At 71.2% G+C, this 19,262-nt stretch carries 16 protein-coding genes; 9 read left to right on the forward strand and 7 right to left on the reverse strand.

The window, feature by feature from the left end; genetic code table 11:
- The first annotated feature begins 150 nt into the window (after positions 1 to 150).
- From IMZ11_RS04220 to IMZ11_RS04250, 7 genes are all read left to right on the forward strand, one after another.
- Positions 151 to 2,352: a peptidase domain-containing ABC transporter gene (locus tag IMZ11_RS04220; protein ID WP_228637640.1), complete on the forward strand. Its 2,202-nt coding sequence runs from the start codon at positions 151 to 153 to the stop codon at positions 2,350 to 2,352.
- Between the two features lie 172 nt (positions 2,353 to 2,524).
- Positions 2,525 to 2,677, forward strand: a complete 153-nt coding sequence (locus tag IMZ11_RS04225; protein ID WP_228637642.1) for a hypothetical protein — start codon at positions 2,525 to 2,527, stop codon at positions 2,675 to 2,677.
- 187 nt (positions 2,678 to 2,864) lie between these two features.
- A complete protein-coding gene (locus IMZ11_RS04230) occupies positions 2,865 to 3,851 on the forward strand; it encodes an MvdC/MvdD family ATP grasp protein (protein ID WP_228637644.1) in 987 nt (328 codons plus the stop codon).
- Position 3,852: 1 nt separating this feature from the next.
- The gene (locus IMZ11_RS04235) at positions 3,853 to 4,941 is read left to right on the forward strand and encodes a TIGR04500 family putative peptide maturation system protein (protein WP_228637646.1); all 1,089 of its coding nucleotides are present in this window, start codon (positions 3,853 to 3,855) and stop codon (positions 4,939 to 4,941) included.
- A gap of 181 nt (positions 4,942 to 5,122) precedes the next feature.
- The gene (locus tag IMZ11_RS04240; protein ID WP_228637648.1) at positions 5,123 to 6,421 is read left to right on the forward strand and encodes an FAD-dependent oxidoreductase; all 1,299 of its coding nucleotides are present in this window, start codon (positions 5,123 to 5,125) and stop codon (positions 6,419 to 6,421) included.
- Positions 6,422 to 7,189: 768 nt separating this feature from the next.
- Complete coding sequence (gene tenA, locus IMZ11_RS04245) at positions 7,190 to 7,855, forward strand: thiaminase II (protein WP_228637650.1); 666 nt, start codon at positions 7,190 to 7,192, stop codon at positions 7,853 to 7,855.
- Between the two features lie 50 nt (positions 7,856 to 7,905).
- Complete coding sequence (locus IMZ11_RS04250) at positions 7,906 to 9,453, forward strand: PucR family transcriptional regulator ligand-binding domain-containing protein (protein ID WP_228637652.1); 1,548 nt, start codon at positions 7,906 to 7,908, stop codon at positions 9,451 to 9,453.
- A 10-nt stretch (positions 9,454 to 9,463) separates the two neighbouring features.
- On the opposite strand, the gene IMZ11_RS04255 is transcribed toward IMZ11_RS04250, so the two are convergent.
- The 6 genes from IMZ11_RS04255 to IMZ11_RS04280 all read right to left on the reverse strand — a co-directional run bounded on the left by IMZ11_RS04255 (position 9,464) and on the right by IMZ11_RS04280 (position 16,666).
- Positions 9,464 to 10,465 carry an adenosine deaminase gene (locus IMZ11_RS04255; protein WP_228637654.1) on the reverse strand — a complete coding sequence of 334 codons (1,002 nt, stop codon included), beginning with the start codon at positions 10,463 to 10,465 and terminating at the stop codon, positions 9,464 to 9,466.
- Between the two features lie 2 nt (positions 10,466 to 10,467).
- Positions 10,468 to 12,222 (reverse strand): adenine deaminase C-terminal domain-containing protein, encoded by a 1,755-nt coding sequence (locus IMZ11_RS04260; protein WP_228637656.1) that lies wholly within the window; start codon positions 12,220 to 12,222, stop codon positions 10,468 to 10,470.
- Positions 12,223 to 12,256: 34 nt separating this feature from the next.
- Entirely contained in the window at positions 12,257 to 13,630 is a 1,374-nt protein-coding gene (locus tag IMZ11_RS04265; RefSeq protein WP_061258019.1) for a cytosine permease, read from the reverse strand.
- Between the two features lie 254 nt (positions 13,631 to 13,884).
- A complete protein-coding gene (locus IMZ11_RS04270; protein WP_228637658.1) occupies positions 13,885 to 14,496 on the reverse strand; it encodes a hypothetical protein in 612 nt (203 codons plus the stop codon).
- A 164-nt stretch (positions 14,497 to 14,660) separates the two neighbouring features.
- Positions 14,661 to 16,217: a multicopper oxidase family protein gene (locus IMZ11_RS04275; RefSeq protein WP_228637660.1), complete on the reverse strand. Its 1,557-nt coding sequence runs from the start codon at positions 16,215 to 16,217 to the stop codon at positions 14,661 to 14,663.
- The gene (locus IMZ11_RS04280; protein WP_228637663.1) at positions 16,214 to 16,666 is read right to left on the reverse strand and encodes a hypothetical protein; all 453 of its coding nucleotides are present in this window, start codon (positions 16,664 to 16,666) and stop codon (positions 16,214 to 16,216) included. The genes IMZ11_RS04275 and IMZ11_RS04280 overlap by 4 nt, the downstream gene beginning before the upstream one ends.
- 176 nt (positions 16,667 to 16,842) lie before the next feature.
- On the opposite strand from IMZ11_RS04280, the gene IMZ11_RS04285 reads away from it, so the two are divergent.
- Both IMZ11_RS04285 and IMZ11_RS04290 read left to right on the forward strand, forming a co-directional pair.
- Positions 16,843 to 17,976 (forward strand): sensor histidine kinase, encoded by a 1,134-nt coding sequence (locus IMZ11_RS04285; protein WP_228637665.1) that lies wholly within the window; start codon positions 16,843 to 16,845, stop codon positions 17,974 to 17,976.
- Positions 17,973 to 18,662 carry a response regulator transcription factor gene (locus IMZ11_RS04290; protein ID WP_228637667.1) on the forward strand — a complete coding sequence of 230 codons (690 nt, stop codon included), beginning with the start codon at positions 17,973 to 17,975 and terminating at the stop codon, positions 18,660 to 18,662. The genes IMZ11_RS04285 and IMZ11_RS04290 overlap by 4 nt, the downstream gene beginning before the upstream one ends.
- 17 nt (positions 18,663 to 18,679) lie before the next feature.
- Here the strand turns inward: IMZ11_RS04290 and IMZ11_RS04295 are convergent, their stop codons facing one another.
- Positions 18,680 to 19,180: a DUF1772 domain-containing protein gene (locus IMZ11_RS04295; protein ID WP_228637669.1), complete on the reverse strand. Its 501-nt coding sequence runs from the start codon at positions 19,178 to 19,180 to the stop codon at positions 18,680 to 18,682.
- Between the last annotated feature and the right edge of the window lie 82 nt (positions 19,181 to 19,262).

Consider the following 19,262-nt stretch of genomic DNA (forward strand, 5'->3'; position numbering starts at 1 on the left):
CCGGCCGGGTCCGATCAGGTCCACGGTCAGCCGGGCAGATCAGACGGGACCGCGAGGCGCGGTGCAGTCGCGGATGGCGAGCCCCCTCTGCGCGGCTCCCCTTGTCATTCACAATCAGATTCAAAGCGGAAGGGCGGAGACTACCGCTCCATGCGGGTTCCAGTCACACTCCAGCACAACTTGGTCGAATGCGGGGCCGCCTGCCTCGCGATGATCCTCGGCGCGCACGGGCACCACACCTCCGTGCGCACGCTGGCCGGGGAGATGGGCGTAGGCCGGGACGGCGTCAGCGCGCTCACCCTGGTACGCACCGCGCGGGCGCGCGGGCTGACCACGCGCGCCTTCTCCCTGCCGGCGGCGCACGTACACGAGATCGATCTTCCGGCTGTCGCCCACTGGCGGGCCAGGCACTTCGTGGTGGTGGAGCGGGCGGCCGGGAAGCGAATCACGATCGTCGACCCGGCGAGCGGACGGCTGAGACTCACCTGGGAGGAGTTCGCGCGGGACTACAGCGGCGTGATCCTCACCTTCGCCCCCGGCCCGGACTTCCAGCGGGGACACCTCGGTGAGCGGCGATCCTGGTGGTCGCGCTACATCCGCTTCAGCGTGCTGAGCCACCGTGGCCTCCTGGCCATCCTGGTACTGCTCAGCCTCATCCTGCAAGGGCTCGGGCTCGTCCTGCCCGCCGCCACCGAGAGCATCGTGGACGGGGTGCTGGGGCGGGGTGAGGTCGATCTGCTCCCGCTGCTGGGACTGGCCGCGATCGTGGCGGTGGTCGCCCACCTCGCCGCCGGAGGGTTGCGGGCCTGGGCGCTGGTCGTGCTGCGGGCCCGGGCCGACACCGCGCTGCTCGACGATCTGGCCAGGCGGCTGCTCGCCCTGCCGTTCCGCTTCTTCGCTCATCGGGGCTCGGCCGATCTGGTCTCGCGGATCAGCGGGGCCGGCCTGCTGCGGGACATCCTCACCGGTCAGGTGCTGTCCGCGCTGCTCGACGGCCCTCTGGCCATCGGGTATCTCGTCGCGGTCACCGTACGGTCGCCGCTGCTCGGCGTGGTGCTCGTCGTCCTGGCGGCGGCCCAGTTCCTCGTGCTCCTCGTCACCCGGCAGCGGATCCGCGACCTGGTCCACCGCGAGCAGGAGGCGCGTAACGACGCGCAGGGGCAGCTCATCGAATCCGTCAAGGGCATTGAGACGATCAAGTCGTCCGGAGCGGAGAACCAGGTTCTCGAACGCTGGACGGGTCTGCTGCACGTCCAGACGCAGCAGGTACGGCGGAGCTCGTCCGCCCAGGGCATGCAGGACACCGTGCTGGGAGCGCTGAGGTTCGCCGCCCCGCTGGCTCTGTTGTGGGCCGGTGCGTGGCAGGTGGTGGATCACCGGCTCACCACGGGCGCCATGCTCGGCGTGCTCGGCCTGGCCGCCGCCGCCCTGGCGCCGCTGGCCTCGTTGACGGCCAGCCTGCGGGGCCTCCAGACCGCCCGCGCCCAGGCCGAGCGGCTCGCCGACATCTGGGAGACCGCCCCCGAGCCCGGCCCCACCGGTGCGGTGGGTGACGAGGGCGAGGCTCCGGAATCCTCCGCCCCTACCGTGTCCGCCGGCCGTACCGGTGGCGGAACGCGGCGGAGCGGCATCGAGATGAGGGCGGTCGGCTTCCGGTACGCGCCCGAAAGCCCGTGGATCGTCCGCGGGATCGATCTGCGCGTCGTCCCCGGGCAGAAGGTCGCGCTGGTCGGGAGGTCCGGGTCCGGCAAGACCACCCTCGCCCGGCTCCTGCTGGGGCTATTTCCGCCGGTCGAGGGCGAGATCCTCTACGACGGGGTGCCGGTGTCCCGCCTGGATCCGAGACGGCTACGGCGCCGCTTCGGGGTGGTCACCCAGGAGCCCGCCCTGTTCACCGGCTCGATCGCGGACAACATCGCGCTGGGAAGTCCCGCCGCCTCCCCCGGCGAGGTGGAGGAGGCGGCCCGGCTGGCCTGCGTCCACGACGACATCGCCGCGATGCCCCTGGGGTACCACACCGTGCTGACCGAGGGCGGGGGGGTGTCCGGCGGTCAGCGCCAGCGCATCGCCCTGGCCAGAGCGATTCTGGCCCGGCCGGAGATCCTGCTGCTTGACGAGGCCACCAGCCACCTCGACACCGACACCGAGGCGGCGTTGAGCGCGAACCTCGGCGCCCTTCCCCAGACGCGCATCGTGATCGCCCACCGGTTGAGCACGATCAGGGACGCCGATCTGATCCTGGTACTGCACGGCGGCCGGGTCGTCGAGAGCGGCGCCCACGACTCGCTGATCCGCTCGGGCGGCCTGTACACGCGCCTCGCCCAGGCGCAACTCCCGACGGGTTCCCTGTGAGCCCGTGCCGCCGTACGCACCGCGCGCCAGACGGCTGGAGGGCGTGGGAGGCCCGGCGAGCACCCCTTCGAGGGGCTCGGCCGCGCGCCCGGGATTCCAAGTCGGCTCCAAGTCACGATCCGCAGCATTGGTCAGGAGATCGCTTTTCCACAGCGAAAAGGAGGCACGTTCCATGAACGCGACACCACGCACCGAGTTCGGGGACATCACCCCGGCCGGCGCCGAGCTCGACGAGAGCGCGCTGAGCGGCATCAACGGCGGTCAGCCGTCGGTCGTGACAGGGGAGTACTACGACCCGCCCGGCATCTGCTGCCCCGACTCGTGAGCAGTCGCTCGCGTAGTCGGCCGTAGCCGCCCTCCCGCCCGAGGGAACGGCGGCTGGGGCCGATGTTCGCCGGATTTGGGGACGCGCGCCGTCCCCACATCCGGCGAACCCGCCGTCCCGAGTCCGGAGCGGCCTGTTCTCCCCGGTGGCCCATCACCTGCGGCGGGCCCGCTCTCCAAGGAGATCCGTGTCACCCCCGCATGTACTCGTCCTGACCCGTGACCAGGACCCGCACGCCGACCACGTCCGGGACCTGCTGGCCGGACGCGGCGCCCGTACCACCGTCTTCGACAACCGGGACTACCTCACCCGGGCCCACGTCGAGCTGGCGTACACCGCTCGCGGGCTCGCCCGGCGGCTGCTGCACACCGAGGACGGCACGCTCGACCTGGACTCCCTGACCGCGGTGTGGTGGCGACGCCCGAGACCGCCAGAGGCCCACCCGGCGATCACCGACCCATCGGTGGCCGCTTACACGGCCAAGGAGAGCGTGGACCTGCTCACCGACCTCTGGGAGCATCTGCCCTGCCGTATGGTGCCCGCGCGCGAGTCGGCGTACCGGCGGGCGGCGCACAAGCCGTCCCAGCTCATGCTGGCCGCGGAGCTGGGGTTCGAGATCCCGGAGACGCTGATCGCGACCCAGGCGGACGCCCTGTGGGACTTCCACAACCGCCATGACGGTCACATCATCACCAAGCCCATGGGCATGCCGTGGGTGGAGAACCTCGCGGGGGGCCACACGGTCGTCCGCAAGTGCGAGTTCGTCTCGGCCCGAGATCTGGCGTACGCGGAGGCGCTGCGGTTCTGCCCGGTCATCGCGCAGCAGTACGTGCCCAAGCGGCTGGAACTCCGGGTCACCGTCGTCGGCCGGCGGGTGTTCGCGGCCGAGATCCACTCCCAGGAGAGCAACCGGTCGAGGGTGGACTGGCGCCGGTACAACCTCGAGGTGACACCGTACGGCGTGCACCGGCTTCCGGACGAGGTCGCCGACCGGTGCCTGGCGATGACAGACCGTCTCGGACTCGTCTTCGGTGCATTCGACCTGGTCCTGACCCCGGACGGCCGGTACGTGTTCCTGGAGATCAACCCCAACGGCCAGTGGCTGTGGGTCGAGGAGCTGACCGGTCTGCCGATCAGCGAGGCGCTCTGCGACCTGCTGCTGGAAGGAGCCTGACGTGTCCCTTGTGGTGCCCCCCGATCTCCTCGGCGACGCCCTGGAATGGCTGCGCGGGCTGGACGGTGTGCGGCCGGAACGCGCCGGCGAGCTGCTGTCGGACCTGCGTGGCCGCTATCCGGAGGTGAGGATGCGGCTGCTGTGGCAGCGCGAGGCCGCCACCGGCGAGTACCACTACGACCTGCTGTTCCCCTCGCCCGAAGGCAGCGTCTCGCTGGCCTTCGCGCCGGACCGGGTGATCCCCTGGCCGCTACGGGGAGGTCAGCGCTCCGGCGAGCAGCTCGTCCTGCGCGTCAACGGCGTCGACATGACGATGGAGCGGGCCGTCTCGATCCTCGACGTGCTGTGGGCGGACACCGGCCTCGCCAGGCGGCTGGTGAACGCCGCCCTGGTCGAGGAGGCCCTGGCCACGCGGCACACGGACCTGTCCGCCGACCGGCTCCAGAAGGCCATGGACGCCTTCCGCCGCGCGCGGGGACTGATGACCCCGCAGGCGACGCTGCAGTGGATGGCCGAGCGCGGCCTGAACCACGCCCGCCTTGAGGAGGTCGTGGCGAGCGAGGCGGCGGTGGCGGAGCTGCGCCGAGAGGTGGTCGAAGGGCGGGTGGAGGACTTCTTCGCCGCCCATGGCGAGGAGTTCGACCGGCTGCGCGTGGTCAGGCTGCGGTACGCGGACCCCGATCGCGCCGCCGCCGTCGCCGATCGCCTGCGGGTCGGGGCGGTGCCGCCTGACGGGATGGAGAAGGACACCGACCCCGTCGCGCTGGCGGCCGAGGAGATGCTGGCGGGCGTGGCCACCTGCCGGATGGAGGCGAACAGCAGGGGCGACCTGGTCGCGCTCTTCGGTGCCGCGGTGGTGGACGCTCGGGCCGGTCAGGTGCTCGGACCCGCGCGGCTCCCGGACGGTGGCTTCTGCGTCGTGTGCGTACTGGCCGTGGAACCGGCGGTGCTCGACGAGGTGACCCGCAGGCTGGTCGAGGGGCGGGTCTTCGATGACTGGCTGGCCGAGCAACGGCGACACGCGCACGTGGAGTGGTTCTGGGGCAGCCGTGCCCGTACCGACGAGCTCACCGCCGGCCTGCGCTCCTGACGGAATCCACCGGCGACCGCGGACCGGACCGCCGTAGCGGCCACCGACGACGTGGCGGATTCTCCGGGTGTGGAAACCCCCGAATGTGTGCGCGTCCGTCGGCATGACCTGGATTTCGGCCGGGAACGGACATGTACTGCCAGTACGAACCGTGCTCGTCCGACCGAGAGGGAGCTGACGAATGCCGGAATCCGAGAGCACGACCTGCGCCATATCCGGTGCCGGCCCGGCGGGGGTGATGCTGGGCCTGCTGCTGGCCCGCGCCGGAGTCCAGGTGACCGTCCTGGAGAAGCACGGCGACTTCCTGCGCGACTTCCGCGGGGACACCGTGCATCCCTCGACGTTGCAACTCCTGGACGAGCTGGGGCTGGTGGAGGACCTGGAGCGCATCCCCCACCGGAACCTGACGACGCTTCGCATGAGCACGCTCACCCGCACGCTGGTGGACGCCGATCTTCGGCGGTTCCCGTCCACCCGGAAATACCGCCACATCGCGATGATCCCGCAGTGGGACTTCCTCACCCTGCTGGTCGAGCACGCCCGCCGCTATCCGGCGTTCCGGCTGCTGATGAACGCCGAGACCCTCGGGCCGATCGAGCACGGCGGAGCGATCCGCGGCCTGCGCTACCGCGACGCGCGCGGCGAGCACGACCTGCGCGCGGTGCTGACCGTGGCCGCCGACGGCCGCCGCTCCGACCTGCGGCGGGCCGCGGGGATGATCCCTCTCGACTTCGGGGCGCCGATGGACGTGTTGTGGCTGCGCGTCTCGCGCCGTCCCGACGACGACGAGGGCGGCGGCCTCGCGGGTCACATCGGCAAGGGAGAGATGGCGGCGGCGATCGACCGCGGCGACTACTGGCAGATCGCCTTCCTCATCCCCAAGGGCTCCTACCAGGAGATCCGCGCCCAGGGCCTGGAGGGGCTCCGCGAACGTCTGGCCCGCCTGCTGCCGTTCCTCGCCGACCGGGTGGACGAGATCGACGACTGGGGGAAGGTGGCGTTCCTGGAGGTCGGCGTGAACCGGCTCAGGCGCTGGGACCGGCCCGGCCTCCTGGCGATCGGCGACGCCGCGCACACCATGTCGCCGATCGGCGGTGTGGGCATCAACCTCGCCGTGCAGGACGCGGTGGCGACCGCCAACCTGCTGGCCGAGCCGCTCCATCGCGCCCAGGCCGATCCGGCGAGGTTCGACAAGACGCTCAACCCCCGGCTCGTACAGCGGGTGCAGCGGCGCCGCATGATCCCGACCGTCGGCACCCAGTTCGTCCAGTTGCTGGCCCAGCGCCGGCTCGTCGGCCGGATCCTGGACGGTGAGGAACCGCGGATGCCCGCGATCCTCAGCGGCGAGCGCGCCCGCCGGCTCATGTCCCAGCTCCTGGTGCGGATCATGGTGTACGGCATCCTGCCCGAGCACGTGCGCACGCCCGACCGGGCGGGCGCGGACACCCCCAAATCAGGCGTCCGCCACTCAACGGGCTGAAGCGGGCGGAACGGCCATCAGCGCGGCGGCCAGCTTCGGCAACGAGGAGACCACCGCGCGGCCGGTACCGGCGAGATGCTTCCTCGGCTTCTCGTAGGATTCGCTCTACCTCGAGAAACGGCTCGGTGCCGAGGTCACAGGCGTACCAGAGCATCTCCAGCGGAGACATCAGGTAGGTCAGGAGCGACATCCGGTAGCCCATCGCGAAGAGCCGGTCGCGGATGCGGTCGGCGATCGCTCTGGTGTCCACGCCCGCGAAGAGGTCGCACACCACGCCGTCGAAGACCAGGAACACGGTGTCGGTCCGCTCGATGATCGACGCCAGATGCGGCCGTACGCGTGTGCCGGCCAAGGGTTCCTCCTGCTCGTGCGTTCTTCGCCCGGCCGTCCTGTCCATGGATCCGGGCCGCCTGTCCGGGGCTTCCCCCCGAATTCTCGTGTAGCGGGAGACCCGTCGATCACGTCGGCCGCCTGGAGCACCGCGGCCAATCGGCCCAGACCTGTGCACCATACGGTCTAGGGGTACAGGTCTTTACGTCACAGCGGAGGTGAATTACGCCGGGGGTGATGACGGCATGCTTCGCGCCCGGTCACCCACTGTCGGCTCATGGGAGCAGTTCTACATCGACGGGATGTGCCGGCGATCAAGTGGCAGGCGTGGTGAGACCATTCGCATACGCCTGCCGTTGCGCCGCGATCCAGGTACCGGCTGGCTGTGCCCCCATCCTCGGCGCGCCCGCCCGACTCCCCGCTGGATAGCATCGGCGGATGCGTGCCTTCCGTGACGAGCTGTGGCGGGCGATGGACGGGATCTACCAGCAGATCCTGGCCCACCCGTTCCTCACCGGGCTGACCGACGGGTCCCTGCCCAAGGAGGTCTTCCGGCACTTCGTGCTCCAGGAGGCGCACTTCCTGCCCGACTACGCTCGCGCGCTGGCCGCGTGCGCGGTCAAGGCGCCCGACCCGGCCTCGGTCCAGCGGTTCGCCGCGGACGCCGCCCGTACGGTCGAGGTGGAGCACAGCCTGCATGTGGAACTGCTCAACGCGTTCGGCATCGGAGAAGCGGAGGCGCGCCGCCACCCCGCGCCGCCGACCGCGCTCGGGTACGGTTCGTACCTGCTGCGGGCCTGCCATCTCGGCACCTTCGCCGAGGCGCTCGGCGCGATCGTGCCGTGCTACTGGATCTACGCCCGCGTCGGGCAGGCCCTGCTCGACCGTTCCTCCCCCGACCCGCTGTACGCGTGGTGGATCGAGACGTACGGCGGCGAGGAGTACCAGGAGACCGTCGCGGGCGTGCTCGACCTGCTCGACGAGGTCGCGGCGGGCCTGACCGGCGACGAGTGCGGGCGGTTGCTCGCGAACGCGACGACCACGGCGCGGTACGAATGGATGTTCTGGGACGCCGCCTGGCGGCGGGAGGACTGGCCCGTCTGAGCTGCCGATACCCTCGATGGGGGATTCGAACGGCTACGGGATCGGGAGAGATGCGGCTGCGGGACCTGTGCCAGGTCGACCATCTGGGGTTGAAGGTCCTGACCGGGCACGACCTGCTGGATCGGCGAGTCCGTGGCGTGGCCACGACCGACCTGCCGGAACCGGCCAGATTCGTCCAGCCGGGAGAGCTGGTCCTCACCGAGCTGACCTGGCATCGGGGGCCCGACTCCTCGCGGCGGTTCGTCTCCACCCTCGTCCAGGTGGGGGTGACCGCGCTCTGCTCGGGCACCGCGCTGAAACTGCCGCCCGCCGATCTCATCGACGCCTGCGCCGAGGCCGGCCTGCCGCTGCTCTGCCTGTCGGTGGAGGTGCCGTTCAGCGCCGTCACCGAGTACGTCCTGCGCCGCCTGATCGACGAGCTGGGCAGCGCCCCGCGCCACCGGCCCGGCTCGCGGCGCAGGCTCGCGAGCGTCCTCGTGGACGGCGGCAGCCTGAACAAGCTGGTCACCGCCGTGGCCGGAGAGCTGGACGTGCCGTGCTGGGTGATGTCGGCCACCGGCCGGGTGATCGTGGGATCGCAGCCGCTCACGCCCGAGGACCGGACACGGCTGGCCCACACGTTCCTGTCGGCGCGGTTCCTGCCCGGGATGTCCACCCGCGAGGACGGGACGGTGCTGTCGGTCTTCCCGGTGAGCAAGGGTGCGCCGCACCGCATCGCCAACTGGTTCCTCGCCTACGCCGGAGAGCAGGTGGGGGCGGGCGGCGAGCACGAGGACCTGATCGTGGAGCTCGCCGCACTGGTCGCCCTGGAGCGGTCCCGCCTGGAGGCGGCGCAGCGGATCGAGCGGCGGGTGCTCGACCAGTTGCTGAACCTGCTCGGCTCCGGGGAGGCCGACCTGCCGGGAGTCGTCTCACGGCTGCACACGCTGCACGTCGAGACCGAGCACGGGTTGCTGGCGGCGGCGCTCCAGGTGGAAGGCGTGGAACGCGCGGACGAGGTGGGCTCCGCCGTACTCGACGAGCTGCTCCGGCCGCTGACGCCGGGGGTGGCCACCGCGCCCGAGGGCGGCGAGGCGGTCGCGCTGGTACCCCTGGCGGGGAACACCGCCTCCGAGGTCGCCGAGCACGTGTTGCGCGGCGCGCGGACGCTGGAGGCCGGTCTCCGGGACGCCCGGATCACGCTCGGCCTGAGCAGCGTAACCACCGGCCCGGCCGGGCTGAGCAGCCTGATCGAGGAGGCGCGGCACGCGCGCAGGCTGGCGGCTCTGGGACAGGGCCGGGTGAGCGCGATGACCGCCGACGACGTCAGCTCGCACCGGTCGCTGCTCGCGGCCATCCCCGGTGACCTGCGCCGCTCGTTCCGCGCGCGGCTGCTCGGCCGCCTCGAGGAGTACGACGCCGCGAACCAGACGGACCTGGTCGAGACGCTGGAGATCTTCCTGGAGGAGTCGGGCGGGTGGGCGACGACGGCCGATCGGCTCCATGTCCACGTCAACACGCTGCGATACCGGTTGAAGCGGATCGAGGAGCTGACCGGCCGGTCGCTCACCTCGCTGGACGAGCGGGTGGACTTCCTGCTCGCCCTCAGAATGCGCTAGCGGCCCCGTCTCAGGACGCCGCGTAGGCGTCCAGCTCGGCCAGGTAGGCGTCCTTCACCTGGCGGGGCAGCCAGGTGATCTCGAAGGCGTTGCGCTGGAGCCGGACCAGTTCCTCACGGGACAGGTCCAGCGCCTCCTGGATCGCGACCAGGTTCTCCTGGACGTAACCGAGGAAGTACGCCGGGTCGTCGGAGTTGATCGTCACGCGCAGGTCCAGGTCGAGCATCCGCCGGATGGCGTCGGCCTTCATCGAGTCCGTGACGTACCCGTTGGAGATCGGGCACACGGTCAGGCCGAGCCCGCGCTCCTTGATGGCCTCGACCAGCGCCGGATCCTCCAGCGCGTTGACGCCGTGGTCGATCCGGTCGACGCCGATCTCCTCGACGCACTGGCGGATGTGCTTGGTCGAGTTCTCCTGGTCCACGTCGCAGTGCATGGTCAGCAGGTAGCCCTCCTCGCGGGCCCGGGCGAACACCGCGGCGAACTTGGCCGGCGGATTGCCCTTCTCGTCGGAGTCCAGGCCGACCCCGGCGATCCACTCGCGGTACGGCAGCGACTCCAGCAGCGTCGCCATCGCGTACTCCGCCTGGAAGTCGCGCAGGAAGCACATGATGAGCTGGGCGCGGACGCCGAGCTGCCGCTCCGCGTCGAGCAGCGCCCGGCGCAGGCCGCGGATCACGATGTCGAACGGCACGCCGCGCGAGGTGTGCGCCTGCGGGTCGAAGAAGATCTCCGCGTACCGCACGTTCTGGGAGGCGGCCTTACGCAGGTAGGCCATCGCGAGGTCGTAGAAGTCCGGCTCGGTGAGCAGGACGTTCATGCCCTCGTAGTAGACCGACAGGAACGACGGCAGGTCGTCGAAGTCGTAGGCGGCGCGCATGTCCTCGACCGTGGCGTACGGCAGGTCCAGGTTGTTCCGCTTGGCCAGCTCGAACTTCAGCTCGGGCTCCAGGGTGCCCTCGATGTGCAGGTGCAGCTCGCACTTGGGCAGTCCGGCGATGAAGTCCTTCATGATCAGGCCTCCGAGATGATCGGGTCGATGACGGTCAGCTCCACGCAGTCGACCAGACCGAGGTCGGTGATCGCGTAGTCGGGGATCGCGGTGATCGACAGGAAGAAGAGGTACATCAGCGGGGCGGGCAGCGTACAGCCCAGCTCCCGCGCCAGGTCGTCGAGCCGGGTCTCGGCGGCGGCCATCTCGGCGGCGGGCAGGTCGGAGACGATCCCCCCGACCGGCAGCGGGAGCAGCGCCTTGACCTCGCCGTCCACGACGACCACCTGACCGCCGCCGGCCCTGACGACCTCGTTGATCGCGACGGCCATGTCCGAGCGCGAGGCGCCGACGCAGATGATGTTGTTGTCGTCGGGGGCGGCGCTGGTCGCGATCGCGCCCTCGCGCAGACCCATGCCGCTGACCATGGCGACCGGCATGTTGCCGGTCTTGCCGTACCGCTCGACCACGGTGACCAGCAGCGCGTCGTCGGCCACGGAGGGTTCGACCAGGCCGCCGGAGGCGGGCAGCGTCACGTCGCGGCGCTTGCGCACGAACACCTGCTCGGGCGTCATGTTCATGGTCAGCACGTTCACTCGCGAGGCGCCCTCGGGCGCACGGAGCGCCAGGTCGGCGGCGGTGACCTCGCGGACGGGGAACGGCCGCACGTCTCCGCGCTCCGGCGGCGCGGTCGGGGTGATCATGGCGCCTCCGCGTGCGACCGGCGTGCCGCCGGCCACGACCTCGCGGACCCGGAAGTCGTCCAGCGAGTCCACGATCAGCACGTCCGCGAAGCGGCCGGGGGCGATGCTGCCGACCAGGTGGTCGATCCGGTACATCTCCGCGCAGTTGATCGTGGCCATCTGGATGGCGGTCACCGGGTCGACGCCCGCCTTCACGGCCATCCGGACCAGCTTGTCCATATGGCCGCCGGCCAGCACGTCGGCCGCGTGTACGTCGTCGGTGCAGAACGCCACCCGCCGCGCGCCGACCTTGGAGACGACCTGGATGTTCTCCTCCAGGAAGTGCGCCACCGACGACTCGCGGACGATCGCGTAGATGCCGAGGCGCAGCTTCTCCAGCATCTCCTCGTGCGAATAGGACTCGTGGTCGAGCCGTACGCCGGCCGCCGCCAGCCCGCTGATCCGGCGGGCGTCGGACAGCGGCGCGCAGCCGAAGACGGGCAGCCGGTGGCGTTCGGCCAGGTCGAGGGCGTCCATGACGGCGGGGTCGCCGTGCTCCACCATCTCCTGGACGGTCTCCCACACGCCGACGCATTCGGGCCAGTCGTGCGCCTCCGCGTGCTGCTCGGGCCCGAAGGTGTGGCCGACCGTGGACTCCGGCACCGTGTACGGAGCCTTGGCCGGGGCGCCCCACCAGATCCGCATGCCGGTGTTCTTGGACTCGTCCAGGAAGCGCCGCACGCCGGGGAGGCCGTCCACGACCAGGATCTGGTCCAGGCCCGACACCACGCTCGTCGTGCCGAACGGGACGACCAGGTCGGCGAAGCTGGTGACCGAGAGCTTGCTGCACTCGATGTGCAGGTGGCCGTCGATCAGGCCGGGCACGAGGTAGCGGCCGCGGGCGTCGATGATCTCGGTTCCCGGGCCGCGCAGCGTGTCCGGCAGGTCGCCGACGGCCGCGATCCGGGTGCCGCTGATCGCGACGTCGGCCGGGTAGACCTCTCCGGTCAGTACGTTGACCAGCGTGCCGCCCGTGATGACGCGGTCGGCGGGGCGCCGCCCGTAGGCGACGTCGAGCAGGTGGCGGTCTGCCATGGGATGTCGTGCCTTTCGTTCTCAGGCGGCGTTGTCAGGCGGCGGCGGGGGCGGGCTGCACGGCGGTACGCCGCTCCAGCGCCAGATAGGTGATGCCCGCCACGATGACGCCGGCGAAGATGCTGAAGTCGGTGCCGCCGGTCGCCTGGGAGATCGGGCCGACGAACGCCGTGGAGTTGATCCACAGCGCGGCGGCGATCATGCCCGCGACCTGGGCCGCGACGCCGGACCAGCGCACGCCGCCGCTGCCCCAGTACGGGCTCGCCGGGCTCTCGTCGAACAACGCGGAGCCGTCGTAGCCGCCCCTGCGGCGCAACCAGTCGGACAGGTAGACGCCGGCCCACGGAGCCAGCCAGATGATCAGCAGGCCGAGGAAGGTGTTCAGCATCGTGTTGAACGAGTCGGACACCACGGCCACGTAGGTGATCGCGACGCAGATCACCAGGTCGGCCACAACCGCGACCCAGCGTTTGACGTTGATCCCGGCCGCCTGCAGGTTCAGGCCGGAGGAGTACAGGTCGGTGGTGTTCACCGCGAACAGCGTCACCATGGCGAGCACCAGGTAGGGCACCGTGAACCAGCCGGGCAGCGCGCCGGGCAGGCCCGAGATCGGGTCCCCCGCGTCCGTGACCACGGTGGCGACCGCCGCCCCGAGCGTCATCAGCAGCACGTACGGCACGAAGCCGCCGAGCGCGGCGTAGCCGAAGACCGCCTTCCTGCTCGCGTCGGCGGGGAGATAGCGGGAGTAGTCGCTGCCCAGCGGGGCCCACGAGAGCCCGCCGCAGGACATGACCAACGCGACCGCGACCGTGAAGGTGGCGAAGTCGGCGCCTCCGGTCGCGGCGACCTCGACCTTCGGGCCGACCAGCACCGCCATGATCGCGAACATGGCGACGAACACCCAGGTGAAGTACTTCTGTGCCTTCATCACGGCCGCGTGTCCCACGAGGGGGAGCACGAGCTGGATCAGCGCGGCGACCAGGATCACGGCGACCTTCAGCCCGATGCCCTGGTCGTGGACGCCCGCCTTGTCGAGCAGCGCGAGCGCGGCGAAAGTGATCAGCACCATGCCGCCCGCCTCGAATCCGACCATGTTCAGCCAGCCGAAGAAACCGAGCGCGCGGGCGCCCTTGGGACCGTAGGCCGCGCGGGAGACGGCCATCGTCGACGTGCCGACCGCCGGTCCCTGCAGGCTGGTCAGGCCGACGAGCGGGAAGGCCAGCAGGTTGCCGATGACGATGGCGGCCACGGCCTGCGGGAAGCTCAGTCCGAGCGACACGACGACCGTGCCGTAGACCAGGGTGAAGATGCCGAGCGTGGTTCCCGACCACAGGAAGAGCAGGTCACGGGGCCTGCCGTACCTCTCCTGCGGCGAAACCAACTCGATGCCGCGTTGCTCGACGGCCACCGGCCCCCCTCTTTACCTTTAAAGCGACAATCAGTGCGGTTCCAGGAAATCAGCCCACGTCTGACCGAACCATTGGCGAACGGCACGAGCCGCGGCCCGGCCTCCTGTAGCCGTCTCCAAGCTGATCGCCCAGCTGATCGCACGAGTGGTCGCACAGCCTCCGGGGCGTCGGCCGCCTTCCACGCGGGGGCCCACCAGAATCTAGCCCCGCCCCGCCACAGCTCCGACCAGGGTCCGCACGAGTCGGGAGGGGGTCAGCCGCCCACGCCGACGTCGTTGTTCGGCGCGCCGTCACCGCTGGTCGGCAGGTCGCCCCGCTCGATCGGCCCGGAGGGGCGGCCGCCGTCCGCCGGGGAGGGTCCGGCTCCGTCCCCGTCACCGACCGCGTTGCGCGCCCCGGCCACCGCCGACTTCAGCGCGGCGCGGTCCACCTCGCCCGTACGGCCGCCGATCCGGATGAGGTGATCGCCTCTGACCGCGACGTACTCGTGCCGGTCACCCCCGGACCGGTACCAGCCCGCCTCGTCGTGGTCACACGTGACCACGGAACCCGGTTCCGCCTGCGCGAGCGGCGTTTCCGCGCACAGGGCGTCGCCGAACGTGCCGCGATCGACGCGGAGCTCCACCTGCCCGCCTTCCGGCGAGACGTAGAAGCTGCCGAAGCCCTCATCTCCGACGACGCCGACGGACTGCTCGGCGAGCTCGAAGCCGGGGATCTCGACCACGTAGATGAGGTCCGGGGCCGCGCCCTGGCCTTGGGCCCGGTCCACCAGGGCCTGGCTGAGCGGCGCACCGGTCCCGCAACCGGAGGCACCCGCCACGACCAGGAGCCCGAGCGACAAAGCGGTCACGAATCGGCGAATCACGCGATCACTCTCCCGCATGGTGACGGAAGCCGCCACCGGAGACCCCCGCGCGGTGGCTCGGGGCGTCCTCCCACGCGCCGGAGCACCCCGTACGCGAAGCACCCGTATACACGGTCAGACCACCTCGGTTCGGGCATCTGGGCGGGTACGCGGCACGGCGGCGGTCAGACCACCTCGATGTCGGCCATCATCGCCATGTCCTCGTGTTCGAGGTTGTGGCAGTGCATCATGTAGCGCCCGCGGTAGCCCTCGAAGCGCACCAGGACCTCGATCACCTCGTACGGGCGCAGGTCCACGGTGTCCTTCCAGCCCCCGTCGGTGGCCGCGGGCGCCTTGCCGTTCCTGGTCAGCACCCGGAAGTGCGCGAGGTGGACGTGCACCGGATGGTGGAAGTCGCTGGTGAGGCGCCAGACCTCGGTGGTCCCCAGCCGGGGCCGCACCAGCGGAGTGCCGGGCGTGAAGGCCTTCCCGTTGATCGTCCACGCGCCCGCCCACTGCCCGGACTTGCGGAAGTCGAAGACCCGCGTGGCGACGGCGGCGGTACGGTCGACCGGCTCCAGCCTCGAGAGCCGGGCCGGGACCGCGCTGTCGTCGGCGGCCCTGCGGGCCACGCGGAAGCACATCACATTGCGTGCCGGTCCGGCGCCCAGGGTGTTGACCAGCGTCACCCGGCTGCCGACGGGATAGGCGGAGAAGTCCACCACCACGTCGAACCGTTCCGCGGGAGCCATCGTGATCGCGTCGTGTTCCACCGGCGCGGCCAGCAGCCCCGCGTCGCTGCCGACCTGGACGAATCGGCCGCCCGGGTGCAGCTCCAGCCGGTACCGGCGGGCGTTGGACGCGTTCAGCAGCCGCAGCCGGTAGCGGGCCGCGTCCACCTCCAGCTCCGGCCAGGGAGCACCGTTGACCAGGATCACGTCGCCTTCGACGCCCTCCATGTACGCGTCGTCGACGCCGGCCCGGACCAGCAGGCTGGGATCCAGCGACGGATAGCGGAAGGCGCCGTCCTCGTCGAAGGCCCGGTCGCAGATCATCAGCGGGATGTCGCGGTCGCCCTTCGGCAGCGGCAGGGCGTCGTCCTCGTCGTCGCGTACCAGCAGGAATCCGGCGAGCCCGCGCCACACCTGCGGTCCGGTGAAGTCCATCCGGTGGTCGTGGTACCAGAGCGTGGCCGCCCGCTGCTCCAGGGGGTAGACGTACTCCCTCTCCCCCGAATGGAACGTCCACTGGTCCGGATCGACGCGCATGCCGGCGGGGGAGTGCCCGCCGGTCGGCCGGAACCCCCGCCCGGCGGCCACCACCAGATCGGTCGGATAGCCGTCGGAGTCCGCCGGGGTGACCCCGCCGTGCAGGTGGGTGGACGTCGGGACGGGCAGCTCGTTGCGTACCCGGACGACGGTGCGGCTTCCGCGCCGCAGGTCGAAGGTGGGCCCGGGGAAGGTGCCGTCGAATCCCCACACCTCGGTCGTCGTCCCCGGGACGATCTCCACCTTGGCGAGGCGCTGGACCACCTCGTAGAAGCCGGGCCGTACCGGCCGAGCGACCGCGGGGATCGGCAGCGGCACGGCGAACGGCGCGGGCAGCGGCAGGGTGCTGGCGAGTTTCCGGCCCGCGGTCTCGGCGCCGAGCGAGCCGCACCCGGCGACGGCGAGCGCGCCGCCGCCGAGCACGCCCAGGAAGCCCCGCCGGGAAAGGGACGGAAGGGTCTTCCGCGAGGTCATGCGCCGCTCCCCTGGCCGCTCCCCTGCCGGACCCGCAGGCTCCGCCAGGTCCAGACGGCCATCACGGCGGAGGCACCGAAGATCGTCACACCGAGCGGGAAGTGTCCCGCGAGGATGCGGTTCTGACCCAACACGACCTGCGCCGTCTCCAGGGCGACGAGCGCCGCGCCGGCCCAGGCGGGCCAGCTCGGCCCCCTGCCGGGGCGCCACAGCACGATCGCGGCGACAAGCTGGAGGTACAGCATGGCGTGGGTGACCCCGGCGTTGTCGCGGTGCTGCGTCAGCATGTCCACATTGCCGGTGACGAACAGCCCGGCCAGCACGGCCTGCCCGAGCACCCCGACCAGATGGCCGGTGGCGGCGATCCGCAGCCACCAGACGATCCAGGCCGGCGCGCGGGTACAAGAGGCTTCGGCCGATCGCTCGGCCACGAGGGGTGGGTTGTTCATGCGGTTCATGATCTCCCCGGGATCTCGCAAGATCGTCCCCCGTGGGAAGGCACTTCGCCGTACATCGTTCGTTGTAGGCCGCGCCCTCCCGGGCCGGGCGTACCACGGGGGATGTACGCGCGATCTGCGTCGCGTGGGTGTCGGCCGCCCGGAACGGCTGGCCTAGTGTGTCGAGGATGGAAGCCCGGAAGATCGACGCGTTGATCGCGGTCGCCGCGCTGGCGGGGATCGTCGGCGGCACGTACGGCGGCCTGTCGAGCTCGGGCCCGTTCGAACGGCCCCTGGACACGCTCGGCATCGCTCTGATCTCGGTGTCCGCGCCCGCGCTCGCCTTCCGGCGGAGCGCCCCGCTGCCGGTCGGCGTGATCACGGTGGCGTGCGCCGTCGCCTACTACGCCTGCCGCTATCCCGGGATCTTCGCCGCCGCGCCCGCCCTGACGGCGATCTACACGGCCGCGTCCCTCGGCCGGCGCCGTCTGGCGATCGTCCTCGCCGTGGTGATGGACGCGGGCGTCTACGGCCTGATCGCGCTGTCGGACTCCGATCCCGCTCCGGGTGACGGCTTCAACCTGCTCGGCGGGTGGCTGGTGGCGATGGTGGTCCTCGGCGAGGTGGCGCGGAACCGGCGCGCCTACCTGCACGAGGTGGAGCAACGGGCGATCGAGGCGGAACGCACCCGCGAGGAGGCGGCGCTGCGCCGGGCGGGCGAGGAGCGGCTGTGGATCGCCCAGGAGCTGCACGACTCGCTCACGCACAGCATCTCGGTGATCAACGTCCAGGTGTCCGTCGCCATGCAGCTCCTGGACCGGCGGCCCGAGCGGGCCAGGGAGGCGCTGGCCGCGATCAAGGAGTCCGGCCGCGAGGCGATGCACGAGCTGCGCGCCACGCTCGGCGTGCTCAGGCAGGCCGACCAGGACACCCCGCAGGCCGGGCTCGCCCGGCTGCCCCGGCTGGTGTCCAGAGCCGAGGCGGCGGGCCTTCCGGTACGCAGCGTCGTCGTCGGAGATCGCCGCGATCTGCCCGGCGAGATCGACAGGACGGCCTACCGCATCGTGCAGGAGGCGTTCACGAACGTGCTGCGCCATGCGGGCCCCGCGTCGATCACCCTGACGACCGAATACCATCCGGAGAAGATCGTCGTCCGTGTGGTGGACGACGGGCGGTCCGGCGGGAGCGCCGCCGGCCACGGAATGGGGTTGATCGGAATGCGCGAGCGCGTCGTCGCGCTCGGCGGATCTCTCACCGCCGGACCGCGTCCGGAGGGCGGGTTCCATGTGCATGCTGAGCTCCCTTCGGTGGGACGGCCGTGATCCGGGTCCTGCTGGCCGACGACCAGCCGCTGATCCGCGCGGGATTCCGCGCGCTGCTCGAACTGGCCGAGGACATCACGGTCGTGGGTGAGGCCGGCGACGGCGGCGCGGCGGTCGAGCTGGCCCGCGCGCTACGGCCGGACGTGGCGCTGCTGGACGTCCGGATGCCCTTCCTCGACGGGATCCAGGCGACCAGGAGCATCGGTTCCGATCCCGAGCTCGACGGGGTGCGCGTGGTGATCCTGACCAACTACGCGCTGGACGAGTACGTCTTCGCCGCGCTGCGCGCGGGCGCCAGCGGCTTCCTGGTCAAGGACATCGAGCCCGCCGAGCTGCTCCGGTCGGTACGGGTGGCGGCCGAGGGTGAGGCGCTGCTGTCGCCGTCGGTGACCCGGCGGTTGATCGAGGAGTATGTCTCCACCCCGCCACGGCCCGTGGCCCTACCCGGGCTCGAACGGCTGACCGACCGGGAACGCGAGGTCGTGGGCCTGGTCGCGGCGGGCATGTCCAACGAGGAGATCGCCGGGCATCTGGTCATCAGCCACGCCACCGCCAAGACCCATGTCAGCCGGTCGATGACGAAGCTGGGCGCGCGTGACCGCGCCCAACTGGTCGTCTTCGCGTACGAGTCGGGGCTGGTCACACCCGGCACGTCCGACCGCACGCGGCGGCCTCCCCACGGCTGAGCCCGCCGGTTCTCCGGTCAGGATCGTGCCCAGAGGAACACGGCGAGGCCGACGAGAAGCAGGCTGACCAGGCAGAACACGGCACGGATGGTGTTCCACCGGGTCCACCGCCCGGAGAACTCCGCCCAGAGGCGCGCGGCCTCGGCCGGGTCGGCCGGTACGGTCGCCGCCGCGAGCGCACGGTTCATCGGCACGTTGACGACGGCGGTGGGAAAGAACGCGCCCAGCACGTACGTCGCCGCGGCGGCGAAGAACAGGACGGCCGCCGTGGTCTCGCCGAGCGCGAGGAGCAACCCGCCCGTCACCGCGGACGCGAGGGGCGTGCCGAGGAACGAGGCGAAGAACCGCCCGTTGAGGATCTTCTCGTTGACGCTGCGCATCGCGGCGACGGCCTGCTCGGCGGCGATCCCGTCGAACGCGGGCATCACCGACACCGAGTACCCGTAGAAGAGACCGGCGATCGCGCCGGTCAGGAGGAGTGCCACGGCCGCCGAGACGGCTGTCAGCGCGAACAACATCCTTGCTCCTTCGGTCGTGCCCGGATCTCGGCCCCGCGGCCGTTCCCCTTGCGGTGATCCGATTCAACCAGGACGCGCCGAG

Source organism: Microtetraspora sp. AC03309 (assembly GCF_020826795.1).
GTDB lineage: Bacteria > Actinomycetota > Actinomycetes > Streptosporangiales > Streptosporangiaceae > Microtetraspora > Microtetraspora glauca.

Coding starts and splice junctions, on each gene's coding strand:
- IMZ11_RS04255 (WP_228637654.1), bottom strand. CDS start 10,465: ATGAAGGACTTCATCGCCGGACTGCCCAAGTGCGAGCTGCACCTGCAC.
- IMZ11_RS04295 (WP_228637669.1), bottom strand. CDS start 19,180: ATGTTGTTCGCGCTGACAGCCGTCTCGGCGGCCGTGGCACTCCTCCTG.
- IMZ11_RS04250 (WP_228637652.1), top strand. CDS start 7,906: ATGCGGCTGCGGGACCTGTGCCAGGTCGACCATCTGGGGTTGAAGGTC.
- IMZ11_RS04240 (WP_228637648.1), top strand. CDS start 5,123: ATGCCGGAATCCGAGAGCACGACCTGCGCCATATCCGGTGCCGGCCCG.
- IMZ11_RS04275 (WP_228637660.1), bottom strand. CDS start 16,217: ATGACCTCGCGGAAGACCCTTCCGTCCCTTTCCCGGCGGGGCTTCCTG.
- IMZ11_RS04260 (WP_228637656.1), bottom strand. CDS start 12,222: ATGGCAGACCGCCACCTGCTCGACGTCGCCTACGGGCGGCGCCCCGCC.
- IMZ11_RS04225 (WP_228637642.1), top strand. CDS start 2,525: ATGAACGCGACACCACGCACCGAGTTCGGGGACATCACCCCGGCCGGC.
- IMZ11_RS04220 (WP_228637640.1), top strand. CDS start 151: ATGCGGGTTCCAGTCACACTCCAGCACAACTTGGTCGAATGCGGGGCC.
- tenA (WP_228637650.1), top strand. CDS start 7,190: ATGCGTGCCTTCCGTGACGAGCTGTGGCGGGCGATGGACGGGATCTAC.
- IMZ11_RS04280 (WP_228637663.1), bottom strand. CDS start 16,666: ATGAACAACCCACCCCTCGTGGCCGAGCGATCGGCCGAAGCCTCTTGT.
- IMZ11_RS04285 (WP_228637665.1), top strand. CDS start 16,843: ATGGAAGCCCGGAAGATCGACGCGTTGATCGCGGTCGCCGCGCTGGCG.